General features: G+C 34.1%; 16 protein-coding genes, 2 other RNA genes and 1 riboswitch. Of the genes, 13 read left to right on the top strand and 5 right to left on the bottom strand.

The features are described 5' to 3' along the window. Nucleotides 1-214: 214 nt before the first annotated feature. From RWZ86_RS06745 to gpsB, 3 genes are all read right to left on the bottom strand, one after another. A complete protein-coding gene (locus RWZ86_RS06745; protein ID WP_314680754.1) occupies nucleotides 215-1360 on the bottom strand; it encodes a class I SAM-dependent RNA methyltransferase in 1146 nt (381 codons plus the stop codon). 79 nt (nucleotides 1361-1439) lie between these two features. After that, an RNA gene (gene rnpB / locus RWZ86_RS06740) (RNase P RNA component class B) lies at nucleotides 1440-1800 on the bottom strand. An 11-nt stretch (nucleotides 1801-1811) separates the two neighbouring features. Then, on the bottom strand, nucleotides 1812-2180 hold the full coding sequence (gpsB, locus tag RWZ86_RS06735) for a cell division regulator GpsB (protein ID WP_006702754.1): 369 nt from the start codon (nucleotides 2178-2180) through the stop codon (nucleotides 1812-1814). Nucleotides 2181-2415: 235 nt separating this feature from the next. On the opposite strand from gpsB, the gene prmA reads away from it, so the two are divergent. The 4 genes from prmA to dtd all read left to right on the top strand — a co-directional run bounded on the left by prmA (nucleotide 2416) and on the right by dtd (nucleotide 6928). Next, on the top strand, nucleotides 2416-3360 hold the full coding sequence (gene prmA / locus RWZ86_RS06730) for a 50S ribosomal protein L11 methyltransferase (protein ID WP_314680753.1): 945 nt from the start codon (nucleotides 2416-2418) through the stop codon (nucleotides 3358-3360). A gap of 9 nt (nucleotides 3361-3369) precedes the next feature. Next, nucleotides 3370-4122: a 16S rRNA (uracil(1498)-N(3))-methyltransferase gene (locus tag RWZ86_RS06725; RefSeq protein ID WP_314680752.1), complete on the top strand. Its 753-nt coding sequence runs from the start codon at nucleotides 3370-3372 to the stop codon at nucleotides 4120-4122. Nucleotides 4123-4238: 116 nt separating this feature from the next. After that, nucleotides 4239-6455, top strand: a complete 2217-nt coding sequence (locus tag RWZ86_RS06720) for a bifunctional (p)ppGpp synthetase/guanosine-3',5'-bis(diphosphate) 3'-pyrophosphohydrolase (RefSeq protein WP_314680751.1) — start codon at nucleotides 4239-4241, stop codon at nucleotides 6453-6455. A 26-nt stretch (nucleotides 6456-6481) separates the two neighbouring features. After that, entirely contained in the window at nucleotides 6482-6928 is a 447-nt protein-coding gene (gene dtd / locus RWZ86_RS06715; RefSeq protein WP_314680750.1) for a D-aminoacyl-tRNA deacylase, read from the top strand. 425 nt (nucleotides 6929-7353) lie between these two features. Here the strand turns inward: dtd and RWZ86_RS06710 are convergent, their stop codons facing one another. Next, nucleotides 7354-7812: a universal stress protein gene (locus tag RWZ86_RS06710; protein WP_314680748.1), complete on the bottom strand. Its 459-nt coding sequence runs from the start codon at nucleotides 7810-7812 to the stop codon at nucleotides 7354-7356. Between the two features lie 134 nt (nucleotides 7813-7946). Further along, nucleotides 7947-8137: non-coding RNA, 6S RNA (gene ssrS / locus RWZ86_RS06705), on the bottom strand. Between the two features lie 142 nt (nucleotides 8138-8279). Then, nucleotides 8280-8369: riboswitch (TPP riboswitch) on the top strand. A 156-nt stretch (nucleotides 8370-8525) separates the two neighbouring features. Here ssrS and RWZ86_RS06700 point away from each other — a divergent pair. The 9 genes from RWZ86_RS06700 to RWZ86_RS06660 form a co-directional block, all read left to right on the top strand. Further along, nucleotides 8526-9083 (top strand): ECF transporter S component, encoded by a 558-nt coding sequence (locus RWZ86_RS06700; protein ID WP_314680746.1) that lies wholly within the window; start codon nucleotides 8526-8528, stop codon nucleotides 9081-9083. A 3-nt stretch (nucleotides 9084-9086) separates the two neighbouring features. Next, a complete protein-coding gene (locus RWZ86_RS06695; protein WP_314680745.1) occupies nucleotides 9087-10442 on the top strand; it encodes an ABC transporter ATP-binding protein in 1356 nt (451 codons plus the stop codon). Then, the gene (locus tag RWZ86_RS06690; protein WP_314680743.1) at nucleotides 10426-11079 is read left to right on the top strand and encodes an energy-coupling factor transporter transmembrane component T; all 654 of its coding nucleotides are present in this window, start codon (nucleotides 10426-10428) and stop codon (nucleotides 11077-11079) included. Before RWZ86_RS06695 ends, RWZ86_RS06690 begins: the two co-directional genes overlap by 17 nt. A gap of 3 nt (nucleotides 11080-11082) precedes the next feature. Next, nucleotides 11083-11751: a thiaminase II gene (tenA, locus tag RWZ86_RS06685; protein ID WP_314680742.1), complete on the top strand. Its 669-nt coding sequence runs from the start codon at nucleotides 11083-11085 to the stop codon at nucleotides 11749-11751. A 13-nt stretch (nucleotides 11752-11764) separates the two neighbouring features. After that, nucleotides 11765-12295, top strand: coding sequence for an energy coupling factor transporter S component ThiW (thiW, locus tag RWZ86_RS06680; RefSeq protein ID WP_006702744.1), 531 nt, complete (start codon nucleotides 11765-11767; stop codon nucleotides 12293-12295). Next, entirely contained in the window at nucleotides 12280-13107 is an 828-nt protein-coding gene (locus RWZ86_RS06675; protein ID WP_314680741.1) for a hydroxyethylthiazole kinase, read from the top strand. The genes thiW and RWZ86_RS06675 overlap by 16 nt, the downstream gene beginning before the upstream one ends. Next, nucleotides 13091-13744, top strand: coding sequence for a thiamine phosphate synthase (gene thiE / locus RWZ86_RS06670; RefSeq protein ID WP_314680740.1), 654 nt, complete (start codon nucleotides 13091-13093; stop codon nucleotides 13742-13744). The genes RWZ86_RS06675 and thiE overlap by 17 nt, the downstream gene beginning before the upstream one ends. Then, a complete protein-coding gene (thiD, locus tag RWZ86_RS06665; protein WP_314680738.1) occupies nucleotides 13737-14561 on the top strand; it encodes a bifunctional hydroxymethylpyrimidine kinase/phosphomethylpyrimidine kinase in 825 nt (274 codons plus the stop codon). Before thiE ends, thiD begins: the two co-directional genes overlap by 8 nt. 745 nt (nucleotides 14562-15306) lie before the next feature. Then, nucleotides 15307-15688, top strand: a 382-nt coding sequence (locus RWZ86_RS06660; protein ID WP_314680737.1) for a class I SAM-dependent methyltransferase, incomplete at its 3' end; no start/stop codon positions are given.

Here is a 15688-nt window from a genome sequence, read left to right as displayed (position 1 = left end):
GCATGTAAAAAATCCTGTCGGTGATTTCTCACCAACAGGATTTGTCGAACAACCAGAATATATAAAATAAGAATAACTTTTCAATGTAGTAGTACTATAAACCACTATCTTGTGGTTTATAGTACAGGAAAATTTGAGACCTTGGCTCAAATTTTAGCCATGAGACCGCAGGTCTGCTGGCGTCCTTACTACTTGAAAAGTTATTCTTTTTTATTTATTCACTAACCGGTTTACGTTTACGGATGCCCCAGAATTGGAAGTAGTCGGTACGAATTGCACCATTGTATAATTTACGTTTCTTAGTGGCTTGTTTTCCATAATGTTCTTCAAAACTTAAATCACTCGTTAAAATATACTTACTCCAAGTTTCTAATGGTTCATACGTTTGTCCCATTTGACGGTAAATATTTTGAGCTTGTTCTTCAGATAATAAACGATCACCATATGGTGGATTAGCAACTAATACGCCATTTTCTTTTTTCGTACGGAAATCTTTTAATTGCATTTGCTTAAATTCAATATGCTCGCTAACGCCAGCTTTAATCGCATTTTGTTTTGCAATTTCAATCATCGAACCATCAATATCAGCTCCGAGAATATCTAATGTCACATCAGTACGAATTTCTTTTCTTGCTTCTTGTCGAACAGTGTCAAATGCTTTTGGATCAAAGAATGTCCATTTTTCAGCTGCAAATGAACGATTTAATCCAGGAGCAATATTTAATCCAATTAAAGCAGCTTCGATAGGAATAGTACCTGAACCGCAACAAGGATCGTAAAATGGTTTATCTGGGAACCAGTTTGTTAGCATGACAAGAGCTGCTGCCATATTTTCTTTTAATGGTGCGCCACCTTTTTCAGTACGGTAGCCACGTTTAAATAAACTTGTACCACTTGTATCAATGGTTAATGTGACAACATCTTTAAGAATAGAAACTTCGATAGGATAGAGTGCTCCTGTTTCTGGTAAATGTGTTCTACGTGCATATGCTGCACTTAAACGATTAACAATTGCCTTTTTTACAATAGATTGGCAGTTTGGAACACTATGTAAAGTTGATTTAACAGATTTTCCTGATACGGGAAATTCTGCATCGACTGGTAAAATTTGTTCCCAAGGGAGTGCTTTTGTTTGTTCAAATAAAGCATCAAAAGTTTTAGCGGTAAATTGACCAAAAACAATTTTAATACGGTCGGCAGTACGTAAATAAATATTCGTTTTTGCAATATCATAATCGTTACCAGAAAAATAAGCTTTTCCGTTTTCTACTTGGCAATCATAGCCAAGAGTTCGTAATTCTTTTCCAACAAGTGCTTCAATGCCAGCTGCAGCAGTGGCGACTAATTTATAAGTTGTCATAATAATTTCCTTTCTATTAGAAATGATAGTTTTTCAAAAAAAATACCGGGAGACCCCGGTAAATAACCTGAATGCAAACTTCTATAAGCCATGTTCTGTTCCATCAATTAGCAGGTTCTAATTGATTTCAGTAATCATCTGTCTACACAAATGTGCCTCTTTTTTCGTTCATTTCCTAATAAAGAGTGCCCCTACCATAAGTTTGGGTTGCTCGCTCGAGGGGTTTACCGCGTTCCACCATTTTCGTTTCCAAAAATGCTTCGTCACTGTGGCACTTTCAAGAATACTTTGGCATAGAAATCCTTAGCCATTTTTTCTGCCGTCAACAAATTGTTGCCTTAGCTTATTGTTTCGCTAAGCACGAACACTACAGACATCTCAGTCTGTGCGAGCATGGACTTTCCTCAGTAGTGCAAACACTACCGCGATTACTCAAAGTTTACAAGTTTTATTAATCTTTAATTGGGGTAATGACACGAGTTTTGTCTAAATCATCCTCGTTATCGTCTTCTAATTTTTCATCAAAGACATGTTTTTCTAAATTCGCTAAACGTTTTAAAATATCAAAGTTTGTTACACCTGCAGAAGGGATGCTAGCTGAGCGAGTTCCTTTTGTGACAGTTGCTTGTTTTGATAATTCGTCAACTTTATTTACTAAACGTTCATTTTCACTTTGTAAAAAGCTAATTTCTTTTTGGAATGTATCATAATCACGAATGATTAAATCTAAAAATGCATCTACTTCTTCAATGTCAAATCCTCTAAATGAGCGTTTAAATTGTTTATTTAAAATATCTTTTGTTGATAAATGTCTTGCCATGGTTTCATTACTCCTTAATATCTATAATCAATCATCTTTTTTAGTTAGTATGCTTGCTACTCGATGCAAAAATGTCTTTTGCAAGCAGTGAAAAATGTATTATTTTTCTATCTTCAATATCATACTAAAAATTCGGAAAAATTACAAATATGTTACATTAAATTTTTAGGCAAATTTTATTTTCTTTGTTATAATGTCTTGTAAACAATGATAAATACTAAAGGAGAGTCAATAAATGGATTGGTTAGAAGTTACAGTAGTAACTCATACAGAAAGTGTAGAGGCAGTCAGTGAAATTTTTATGGAAATCGGAGCTAAAGGAGTTTCGATTGAAGATCCTCTCGACTATGATCAATTAAATCAAGAACAATTAGAATGGCTATCAGTTGAAAGAAAGTCTTTATATGAAACAGATGAAGTTTTTGTCAAAGCTTATTTCCAACCAAATCAGTGGAATGATGAATTAACAGAAACCGTAACGAATAGAGTTCAAGAACTAAAATCTTACGGATTAACAATTGGTAAAGGAATTGTTACGTTACAAACAGTAGGAGAAGCAGACTGGGCAGAAGCTTGGAAAAAATATTATTTCCCAGTTCGTGTCACAAGATATTTAACTGTTGTGCCTAGTTGGTTAGAGTATCAAAAACAACAAGAAGATGAACGTTTAATTCGTTTAGATCCAGGTTTAGCATTCGGAACTGGAACACATCCAACAACTCAATTATCACTAGCGGCCTTGGAACAATATGTTCGTGGTGGAGAGAGTGTATTAGATGTTGGGACAGGATCTGGTGTTTTAAGTATTGCCGCTAAACTATTAGGGGCAAGTGATGTCACTGCTTTTGACATTGATGAGATGGCAACAAGAGTTTCAAAAGAAAATATTTCTTTAAATCCAGAAATTGGTGAAATTGCAGTTTATGAAAATAATTTATTACAAGGAATTAATCAACCTTCTGATTTAATTGTAGCAAATATTTTAGCGGAAATTTTATTAATGATGCCTGCGGATGCTTATCATAATTTAAAAGAAAATGGTGTCTTAATTTTATCAGGAATTATTCAATCAAAAGCAGAGGAAGTACGTTCTGCTTATGAAAAAGTAGGATTTACTTTAAAACAACAATTAACAATGGGTGAATGGAATACATTTGTCATGACAAAAGCGAAAGACTAGGTGAACGAGATGCAACGTTATTTTATCAATCAAGTCATTCAATCAGTTGGAGAAATGATATCTGTTCCTAAAGAACAAGAGCATCATATGGTAAAAGTGATGCGTATGAATGTTGGAGAATGGTGTGAAATTGTAGATGAGAATGAACAATTATATATCGCAAAAATTACTCAACTATCTCCATTCGAGTTAACAATAGAAGAACCTAAAGAACAAAATGTAGAATTACCGATTGATGTGACAATTTTTGTAGGACTTTCTAAAGGAGATAAATTAGAAACCATTGTCCAAAAAGCTACAGAATTAGGCGTTCATACGATTGTACCCGTAGAAATGAAACGGAATATGGTGAAATGGACAAAGGATAAGTCTCAAAAGAAAATTGAAAGATTACAAAAAATTGCGCAAGAAGCAGCAGAACAATCTCACCGACTACATGTTCCAAAAGTGTTAGAGTTAATGACTTTAAAGGAAAGTGTTATCTTAGCCAAGCAATCGACAAAAGCATTAGTTGCATTTGAAGAAGTTGCTAAAGAAGGAGAAGCGGCAGTATTTTTTCAAACGTTGACTTCGTTACAAAAAGGAGATTCGATTGCCTTTTATTTTGGTCCAGAAGGTGGATTTGACCTGCAAGAAATTGAGTATTTAAATAGCCAGGAAGTACATTCTTGTGCCTTAGGTCCAAGAATTTTAAGAGCTGAAACAGCACCCATGTATGCACTTGCTGCAATATCGTATCATTTCGAGCTTTTAAAAGGTTAGAAATAGTTGACGGAAGGCTAAGAAAGAGATAGGATAAGTATTATCTAAAGTTAAGAAAGCAGTAACAAATAATAGTTTAATACGGTTACTGTTATGAATTAAGGGGAAAAACGTATATGTCAAAAAATAAAAATTATACGGCTGAAGATGTTGTTTCACTCTGTCGTGAATATATGAATGAAAAGAGTATTCAGTTCATCGAAAAAGCCATTGAATATGCGACCTTCGCTCATAAAGATCAAGTAAGAAAATCTGGCGAAGCATATATTGTTCACCCAATTCAAGTAGCTGGAATTTTAGCAGAATTGCGATTAGATCCAGATACGATTGCAACAGGATTTTTGCACGATGTTGTTGAAGATACAGGATTTACGATTGAAGACATTGAATATGTATTTGGCAAAGATGTTGCATTTTTAGTAGATGGTGTTACAAAACTAGGGAAAATTAAATATAAATCTCATGAAGAACAACAAGCAGAAAATCATCGTAAAATGTTGTTGGCCATGGCGAATGATTTAAGAGTTATTATGGTAAAACTAGCTGACCGTTTACATAATTTAAGAACTCTAAAATTTCATAAACCAGAAAAACAACGTATGATTGCGAATGAAACATTAGAGATTTATGCACCTTTAGCCCATCGACTAGGGATGAATAAAATTAAGTGGGAATTAGAAGATACATCATTAAGATATTTAAACCCACAACAATATTATCGTATTGTTCAATTAATGGATTCAAAACGTGATGAACGTGAAGCATATATCCATGAAACAGTGGTGAATATCGAAGAAGCCACACAAGAATTAGAAATAGAAGCTGAAATATATGGTAGACCAAAACACATTTATTCAATTTATCGAAAAATGAAAGATAAAAAGAAAGAGTTTAATGAAATCTATGATTTATTAGCGATTCGTGTTTTAGTGAATAGTATTCGTGATTGTTACGCAGTTGTTGGAGCAATCCATACGAAATGGAAACCAATGCCTCGTCGTTTCAAAGATTATATTGCAATGCCAAAGGCAAATATGTATCAATCCATTCATACAACAGTTATTGGACCAGGTGGTAAACCTGTTGAAATTCAAATTCGTACATTTGAAATGCATGCTGTTGCAGAATACGGAGTTGCTGCTCACTGGGCGTATAAAGAAGGAAATACTCAAAAAGTATCGAATGATCCACTTCAAAAACAATTAGATTGGTTTAAAGATTTAATTGAATTACAAGATGATTCAAAAGATGCGAATGACTTTATGAATAGTGTGAAGGAAGATATTTTTGGTGATAAAGTGTATGTCTTTACTCCAAAAGGAGATGTTTCTGAGTTACCATTAGGTTCAGGACCATTAGATTTTGCCTACAATATTCATACTGAAGTTGGAAATAAAACAGTCGGTGCAAAAGTGAATAATAAAATTGTACCGTTAAATTATCAGTTAAAAACAGGAGACATTGTAGAAGTATTAACTTCTGCTAATTCATTTGGTCCATCAAGAGACTGGATTAATTTAGTCTTTACGACTCGTGCGAAAAATAAAATTCGTCGTTTCTTTAAATTACAAAATCGTGAAGAAAGTATTCTTCGTGGACGTGATTTATTAGAAAAACAAATTGCTGATTTAGAATTTTCACCAAAAGACTTTTTAACGAAGACGCAATTAAAAGAAATTTCCAGTCGATTTAATTTTGCGAATGAAGATGATTTATTTGCAGCGATTGGATTTGGAGAAGTATCTGTTCAAACGGTGGCGAATCGATTAACGGATAAAGCACGTCGTGAAATTGAACAACAAAAAATGCAAGAAGAAGCATTTGAACAAACGACTGAGAAAATTCAACGAAAAGATACTCAAAAGATGAGTATTAAGCATGAAAATGGCGTTATTATTGAAGGGGTTAATAATTTATTAATTCGTTTAAGTCGTTGTTGTAATCCGGTACCGGGTGATGAAATTGTTGGATATATTACAAAGGGACGTGGCATTTCTGTCCATCGTAAAGATTGTCCGAATGTTAAAGTTCAACAAGATCAACAAACTCGTTTAATTGATGTAGATTGGGAAGATACTGGTAATTCTAAGCAACAATATGATACTGAATTAGTTGTTGAAGGATATAATCGTAATGGTTTATTGAATGAGGTATTAAATGTTATCAATAGTATTACGAAGTCTTTAAATTCTGTAAATGGTAAAGTGGATTCTAATAAGATGGCTACGATTACAGTTAATATTGGGATTCATAATACGGAACAATTAGAATATATTGTGAAGAAGATTAATCAAATTCCTGATGTTTATAGTGTTCGTCGTGTGATTTCATAAGCGAATACGAGAAAGAGGAAAGTGTTATGAGAATTGTTTTACAGCGTGTTGCTCATGCGAGTGTTACAGTTGATGAGAAAGTCATTGGAAAGATTCAACGTGGTTTTCTGTTGTTAGTGGGTGTAACGCATGATGATGCAATAGAAGATATGGAATATCTTGTTCGTAAGATTGTTCAGATGAGAATTTTTGAGGATGAAGAGGGTAAATTGAATCGTAGTATTCAAGATATTGGCGGTGAGATTTTATCGGTTTCGCAGTTTACTTTGTATGCGGAGACGAAGAAGGGGAATCGTCCTTCGTTTTCAAAGGCAGCTCCTGGGGATGTTGCGATTGAGATGTTTGAGCAGTTTAATGGTTTGTTGAGAGAGACGGGGATTCCTGTTGAGACGGGTCAGTTTGGTGCGGATATGAAAGTAGAGTTACTAAATGACGGACCAGTGACAATACTATTGGATTCAAAAAACCGTTAATGGGGCGTAATAGAAAAAGAAAAGTGGAAAGACTTTTATGTGTAGTAGTATGGACGGCAGCAGCCTTGCAAAGCAAGTCTCATGCCTAAAATTCGAGCCTTGGTCTCGAATTTTCCAGTACTAGAAGCCATCTGGGCTTCTAGTACTCGTGCTACTACGATAAGTCTTTCCACTTTTCTTTTTCTATACTTTTTTAGTGTCACTCATGTGAGTTGCGTTTAAGACTTATATTTGTAATAGCTTGTACGCCAGCAGCTTTGCAATGCGAATTTTGAGCTACTACGGTAAGATTTTTTGTTCTCTTTTTCTATACTTTTTTAGTGTCACTCATGTAAGTTGCGTTGAAAACTATATTGCGTAAAAAATTAAAACAGGAAAGTCCCTTATTAATAGGGGAGTCTTTCCTGTTTTTCATTTCTAAACGTTTATTGGCGTTGGTTTTCTAGGTCTGTGCGGACTACTAAGACGTCGCAGCTGGCGTTTCGGATGACGTATTCTGAAACTGAACCGATAAATAACCGTTCGACTGCGTTGAGGCCTGTTGCGCCCATCATAATTAAATCAATTTGATAATCTTTTGGAATATTTTTAGAAATATAAACTTTTGGTGAACCATATTCTAAAACAAAATCGATATCATTAAAATCATGTTCTTGAGCATATTGACGATATTCTTGGAATAGGTTTTCGGTTTGTCTTTGAATTTCTTCATTGAAATTACCTTCAAAACCAGTAGGAGTTTGAAGTACTCGTGTATCGATAATATGCGCAATAATGACTTGAGCACGATTTCTTTTAGCAACCTCAATGGCTTTTTCAAAAGCTAATCTAGCCTCATTAGATCCATCTACTGGAACTAAAATTTTTGAATATTCATGGAACATAACGATCACTCCTTCATCTTTATACCTCTATTATACCACTATGAAAATGTTTTAAAAGGGGTTTCATCTAGATAAATTCCGTTAATAAAAGAAAAAACCACTCAAAGAGTGGTCCAAAGTAAAAACTTTATTGATAGATTTCCGGTGATGCCGTTTGATGTATTTGATAGTTTTGAACCCGCATTCTAAGCAGGTGGGCTTCTATGAGTTACTTCTTAACTTCCAAGTGCAATGGCTTGTTATCCATAACAACAATCTGAATCCCTAAAAAGTCATTAATTGTTCGGTCAACACTTAGTAAATACCGCGCACATCTCAGATTTCTATGTCACTATAGTAGCACTCATCTGATAAAAAATCAATACTAAAATTGATAGCGTTTACTTATAATTAAAGTGGAAATATTTCTTAAGCAGATAATTTGAAAATGATTTCAAATATGATATGATAAAAGAAAATTTAATAATACAAAACATTTGGGGTGCCAATTGGCTGAGATTATACCCATTGAACCTGATCTGGATAGTACCAGCGAAGGGAAATGTGGAATGTTACGATAGTAATGTTTTCTAATGATTTGTTTGATCGATATAAAAAGATATTATTTTTTATAATGTATTCATGTCGAAATTCAATGATTTATTTTGCATTTCTGTTTGGATAATGTTAGTGAATGAGCCTCCTTTTGTTTTGAAAACGAAGGGAGTTTTTTTATGGAAAAATGGAGTTTGAAAGATGTCATCTTAATGGCATTATTAGCGTTTCTTTTTGGGGGCGTATTTATGGGGGCAGGCTTTTTATATGTCGCATTAGAAGTGGCATTAACACCTGGAGGGTATCAACCTTTTGCCAATGAAATTTTATTTGGATTATGGACGATGGCTGCTCCAATGATTGGGGTATTGTTGAAGAAAAAAGGAAGTTCGACTCTTGGAGAAATGTTAGCAGCCTTAGCAGAAATGTTAATGGGTTCTCATTTTGGAGTTGGAGTTTTAGTTTCTGGATTTGTTCAAGGGTTAGGTACTGAAGCAGGATTTTTTGCAACAGGTTATAAGAGATATGATACTTTTTCACTTACATTAAGTGCGATTGGTACAGTTGTCTTTAGCTTTATTTATGAGTATTTCAAATTAGGATATGGCGCTTATTCCTTAGGATTTTTAGTGTCATTAATCGTTGTTCGTTTTATTTCTGTGTTTGTTTTTGGTGTCTTATTTGTAAAAATTGTAATGAACTTATTAGAAAAAGTAAAAGCTACAAGAGGAAATTAATCAATGAATGGAATCACTTTAGAAGGGGTTAGTGTTTGGCAAGGAAAAACTAAAATTCTTCATCAGCTTGATTGCCAACTAGAAATGGGCGAATTCATTTTATTAACAGGAGATACGGGGAGCGGGAAGTCAACGCTATTTCAATTTTTATCTGGAATTAAACGGTTGACTTTTGAAGGTCAGTGTCACTTGTTAGGAAAAGATATTTCTTTGATGACCCCTGTTCAAAGAGCAACTATAGCGGGAACTGTATTTCAAAAAGCTTATCGTCAATTTACGATGAAAAATTTGCGGAGTGAATTAACGTTTACTCTTGAAAATTTAGGGTATGGTTACGAAAAAATTCAAGAGAGAATTCATCAAGTTACGATTGATACAGTAACGCAACATTTATTAGATCGTCCTTTTGTTCAATTATCTGGAGGGGAGCAACAACGTTCTGCGATTGCAGTCTTATTAGCAATGGATGTTCCAATTTTATTATTAGATGAGCCATTTGCTAGTGTGGATGAAAAAAGTAGAGGCTCCTTAATGAAATTATTATTTGAACTTTCTCAAAAAGGCAAATTAGTCATTGTCAGTGATCATGATACGAATGGTTACAGCGAATATGTTAGTCGTGTATTACATATTCAGCAAGGTTGCTTGCAGACAGTTCCGATTAGTTCCTTATCGAATCATTCTGTTATTTCATTAGAACAAGAAGGAGCTTCTACAGAGAAGTTTTTCACTTTTCAAAATGTTATAAAAGAAGGGTTATGGTCGATTCCAGAGTTTTCTTTAGAAAAAGGGATTACGACTTTAACAGGAGATAATGGTGTTGGAAAATCCACTTTACTTAGAGCGATGGTTCAATTGTCAAAAGTGAAAGGCAATTTCTTGTATGAAGGGAAAAAAATAACAAAGAGAAATCGCTCCAAATTGTTAACATTGACCGTTCAAGAAGCGATGCATCAATTTGTCACCTTAATGCCGAAGGATGAATTGAATTTTGGTATGAAAAGATTTGCTCATGCTCACGAGTGGCAAGAACGAATCCTAACAGAAACACCATTAGGTTCAAAACTGGATACAAGTCTGATGTATTTAAGTGGAGGAGAGCAAAAATTGATTCAGCTCATCTGTATGCTAAGTTTGGATATTCCTTTATTATTATTGGATGAACCTTTTACAGGATTAGATAAAAGAAGTTGTCAGTTAATAGGAGAATGGATGAAGTGGAATCAACAAACACATCATCAACAATTATTAGTTGTTTCTCATCGATTAGGCCCTTTAGAAGGTGTAAGTCAACATCATATTCAAATTACTGAACAGACATTGAAAAAAGGGGGCATTCCATATGGAAAAACAGTCTAAAAGTTTAGCTTTTTCTCTTTTTCTAATATTAGTAACGATTGAATTATCGTTTGTTCCTTCAAATGTCTTGAATGTTTTTGTATTAGTGGTTGGATTTTTGTATCTTCTTTGGAAGAAGCAGTGGGGAGTCATTGGTGCTACAATCATTGTTCCATTATTTCCAGCGATTGGTAGTTATTGGTCCATTCGTGTTCAAGGAATTCATTTAGAGCTCGCTTCAGTGATGTTTACAAGAACATTTGCATTTGCTTTATTAGGATTTTTATTAGCATTTAGTGTGGATTTGGAAGAACTATTATTAGTTCTGGAACAAAAAGGACTACCTCCTCATTTTGTATATGGTTTGTTAGTGATTATTCATGCATTTCCATATATTCGAAGAGAAGTAGTGCAAATGAAGGAAGCCAGTCAACTAAGAGGTCGTCCCTTACATTTTTGGTCAAGCTTATATTATATCAAGGTGATTTTTACAGCTTATCACTTACAAGAGCAATATGAACAAGCGATGATAAGCCATGGATTTGATGAAAAAGGAAAACGAACACCATCGATTATTTGGAAAAATGATGGTAAAGCTTTGGGATGGATGATTTTATTATTTGTAGTAGGAAATAGTATTGGATGGTTATGGAGGTAAAAAATGACATTTACAGAAAAATCAATGGAAGTTTCTAAACATTATTGGCAAGGAAGTTTTGAACATCCATTTGTAACGGGATTACAAGATGGGACATTGGGGGAATCGATATTTCGTTATTATTTATTACAAGATCGTTATTATTTAGAACATTTTAGTAAACTCTATCAAATTATTTCTGATGCATCAGATGATGCAGAAGTGAAAGAATTAATGCGTAGAAATTCTCAACATTTAGCACAAGGGGAACAATTAATTCGAGAAGAATTTTTTCAAGAATTAGGTATCGATGAAGAAGAAATCAAAAATACACCGATTGCTCCAACTGCTTATAATTATGTATCCCATTTATATCGACAACTAGCAGAAAAAAATGTAGTTGTAGCCTGTGCAGGAATGTTACCTTGTCCGTGGTTATATCAAGCGATTGGAGAACAATTAATCAAACAAGGTTCCCCTCATGAAATGTATCAACGATGGATTATGACCTATGCGGGAGAAGATAGTAAAGAAGCCGTTCAATATGAATGTGGCGTTATCGAACGATTGTATGAAGAATCATCGGAACAAACAAAAGAAGAAATGATAGAAGCATTTTATCGTAGTTGCCAATTTGAATATCTATTTTGGGAAATGGCTTATACACATGAAACATGGAAATTAGAAGGTTAGGAAGGTTAGAGAAATGAGTAGAAATAAAAAAATTATGTTTTTAGCAATGATGGTAGCGTTAGATGTGGTATTATCCCCATTAATGCGAATTGAAGGAATGGCACCAATGTCTAGTACAATTAATGTCATTGCAGCAATGCTGATGGGACCAGTATATGGAGTAGCAATGGCATTTTTAACAGCGATTCTTCGTATGACTTTATTAGCAATTCCACCTTTAGCATTAACTGGTGCAGTATTTGGAGCTTTATTAGCAGGGATTGGAGCAAGAATGACTAAGAACATCTATGGAGCGATGATTGGTGAATTTATTGGAACAGGATTAATTGGTTCTCTATTATCTTATCCTGTAATGGTTTGGTTTACGGGAACAACAACAGGTTTATTCTGGTTTGTTTATACACCACGTTTTTGTGGAGGAGCAATTATTGGTTCAACAATTGCTTGGTTAGTTTGGGTAAAATTAAAAAATGTATCAACGATCCAACGTATTCAAAAATTATTTGCTCCAACTAAGGAATGTCCATTATGCAAAAAGTTTTAGGAACTATTTTCCCATTACAACGTCCTCTGATTCATTGCATTACAAATGGGATTACAAAGGAATTAGTGGCGAACGCATTATTATATGTTGGGGCAAAACCAATTATGGCTGAAGATGAACGAGAAATTGAATCAGTTATTCAAGTATCATCTGCCGTATTACTAAATATCGGACATTTAACAGAGCAAAAAGAAGCTTGCATCATCAAAGCAGCAAAACTGGCAAATAATGATCAAAAACCTCTTGTTGTAGATGCTGTTGGAATAGTGGGACTATCCAATCGTCTAGCTTTAGTACAAAGTTTATTAGACATTGGCGTTACCGTTGTGAAGGGGAACATTTCAGAAATGAGACGACTAGTTGGTCTAAATAGTAGTGCCAAAGGAGTCGATAGTGCAAAGGAAGACCAAAGTTTAATTGAATTAAAAGAATTAGCTTATGCATTAAGAAAGTTGGCTAAAATTTATCCTCAAACACTTTTTCTAGCAACGGGAGAACAAGATTTAGTCGTTACGACTTCTAAATGTTTATGCCTAAAAAATGGAGTAGATTCCTTAGAATTATTTACCGGTACAGGAGATGTAGTGGGGGCTTTAATTACAGGTGTTTTAGGAAGTGGCATTGAACCATTGGAAGCTTCAATTGGAGCGATTACTTATTTTAATATATGTGGAGAAAAAGCAAGTAGTGCACTTCAGCAAGGAATGGAAAGTTTTCGTATAGAAACTTGTAATGAACTATCAAAATTGCACAAAGAAAATTGGCAAGAAATGCTAAAAATGGAGGACTGGACAAATGAAGAAATTAGATAAAACATTAGCCCTTTATTTAGTAACGGCACGTTATGATTGGAAAGAAGAAGACTTTTTGAAAAAAGTGGAAGAAGCTTGTAGGTCTGGTGTGACTCTTGTTCAATTAAGAGAAAAAGAATGTAGTACAAGAGAATATTATGAATTAGCAAAAAAGGTTAAGACAATCACTGATACGTATCAAATTCCTCTTATCATTGATGATCGAGTGGATATTTGTTTAGCAGTTGATGCTAGTGGAGTTCATATTGGTGCAGATGAATTACCTGTTGAAGTAGTTCGCAATATGATTGGAAACGATAAAATATTAGGAGTTACGGCAAAAACAGTTGAACGAGCTTTGGAAGCAGAACAACATGGAGCAGACTATTTAGGAGTAGGCGCTATTTATCCAACGACGACAAAAGTCATTACTCAACCAACATCTATTGAAACTCTTAAGGTAATTGCGACAACAGTATCGATACCTATTGTAGCTATTGGTGGAATTAAAGAAGACAATATGGAGCCACTAGAAGGAACAGGTATCGCAGGTGTTGCTATTGTAAGTGAGATTATGAAAGCTAAAGATATTAAACAAAAATGTCACTGTTTAAGAAAAAAAGTAACGGAAATTTTAGGAGGGGAAGCAAATGAGTAATGAAACTATACAAGTAGTGACTATTGCTGGATCTGATTCAGGAGGCGGAGCAGGAGCTCAAGCGGATTTAAAAACATTCCAAGCTCGACAAGTTTTTGGAATGAGTATTTTTGTAGCTTTAACAGCACAAAATACTTTAGGAGTACAAGCAGTTAATGAAGTACCTAGTGCATTTATTGATGCTCAATTTCAATCATTGGCAAGTGATTTTCATATTCGTGCAGCAAAAACAGGAATGTTAGCAGATAGTCGAGTTGTTCGCACTGTCGTAGAAAATTATAAAAAAGTAAATTTTGGTCCATTAATTGTGGATCCTGTTATGATTGCTAAAGGCGGACATCCATTATTACAACCAGAAGCAATTGAAACGATTAAAAAGGAATTATTACCAATTGCTACAGTGTGTACACCAAATTTACCAGAAGCGGAAGAATTAATTGGCAAAAAAATCGTAACAGAAAAAGATATGATGCAAGCTGCGGATGTATTACAAAATTTTGGAGTGAAAAATGTCATTATTAAAGGCGGACATGGAACGCTGGATATTGTAAAAGACTTTGTCTTATTAGAAGACGGAACAGCATTTTGGACTGAAGCTAAACGAATTCAAACAGCTTCTACCCATGGAACAGGTGATACATTCTCCGCTTGTATTACAGCTGAATTAGCAAAAGGACAGGCTTTGAAAGAAAGCATTATTACCGCTCGTAAATTTATTCAAGGAGCCATTGCTCAACCGATTTATGTAGGAAATGGACACGGCCCAACAAACCACTGGGCTAAGTTGGACGAGAGCGTTCGAGTGATTGAAGCGTAAGAAAAATAGGAATATGACTTTTCGGTGTAGGAGAGGATAACATTGTGTGTTGTTATAAATCTTACTATTGGAGAGTTGTATTCCTTTTTTGATGTAACTTTGAGTGGATGGAATTTCTCCTAAATCATATTGAAAGCCAGGTATACTAATAGTACAATGAAAGCGTATAAAAAAGATTTGTAATGGGGATGAGTATTATGGCAAATAATAAAAAATGGTTTTACGGATTTATTTTACTCTACTTAGGGAATTCGCTTTTGTTAAGGTCAACAGAGTTTTCTATAATAGTGTCAATTATAATGATACTATTAGGTCATTTATTCATTATACTGATTGGAAAAGAACAGTTTGGTCTGAAAAAAATGATTAAAAGTAACATTGTGATTGCGTTAATTTTTACAATATATTATTTTGTTTTCAATCAAATGCAATTAGGTCTGCTCCATAATATTCTCATTGCAATAATAACGTATATTTCATTTTGGTGTTTAAGTCAGGCAAAACAATAAGAAGATATCTAAAATAACAGGAGATAGATTTTTCTATGGAACATTGTTCAAGTGATTGAAGTTCAAGAAAACATAGAACTATCACAGAGAAAGATGTAGACCTGTAAAAAATAGCTGGAAATGGTATAATATTATAAAAATAGAGTAAAGCAAATTATTATTTGTAGAGCTGAAAAATGTAATGGTAACACACTCAGCTTAACTCGAAATAGTATAAATTACGAGGAAATTAGAAGATGAACAATTATATCAAATTTAATGAAAATAGATGGAATAATGTAAACAATGACTATACTGAGCCATTGACACATGAAGAAATAGAAGAAGTTAAAAAGAATCCAATTTCTGTTGCATTAACAATTGGGAAAAAAGTTCCGGAAGAATGGTTTGAAAAAGCTAATGGGAAAAAGATATTAGGATTAGCTTGTGGTGGTGGACAGCAGAGCGCAGTTTTTGCTTTAAAAGGCTATGATGTAACCATAATGGACTTTTCTAAATCACAATTAGAAAGAGATGAAATGGTTGCTAAAAGAGAAGGATTAAAAATCAACACAGTTCAAGGCGATATGACAAAACCATTTCCATTTGAAGATGAAACTTTTGATATTATTTTTAATC

This window comes from uncultured Granulicatella sp. (assembly GCF_963545075.1).
Lineage (GTDB): Bacteria > Bacillota > Bacilli > Lactobacillales > Aerococcaceae > Granulicatella.
Note: the sequence above shows the minus strand (reverse complement) of the source record. Positions and strands in the feature narration are given on the sequence as shown.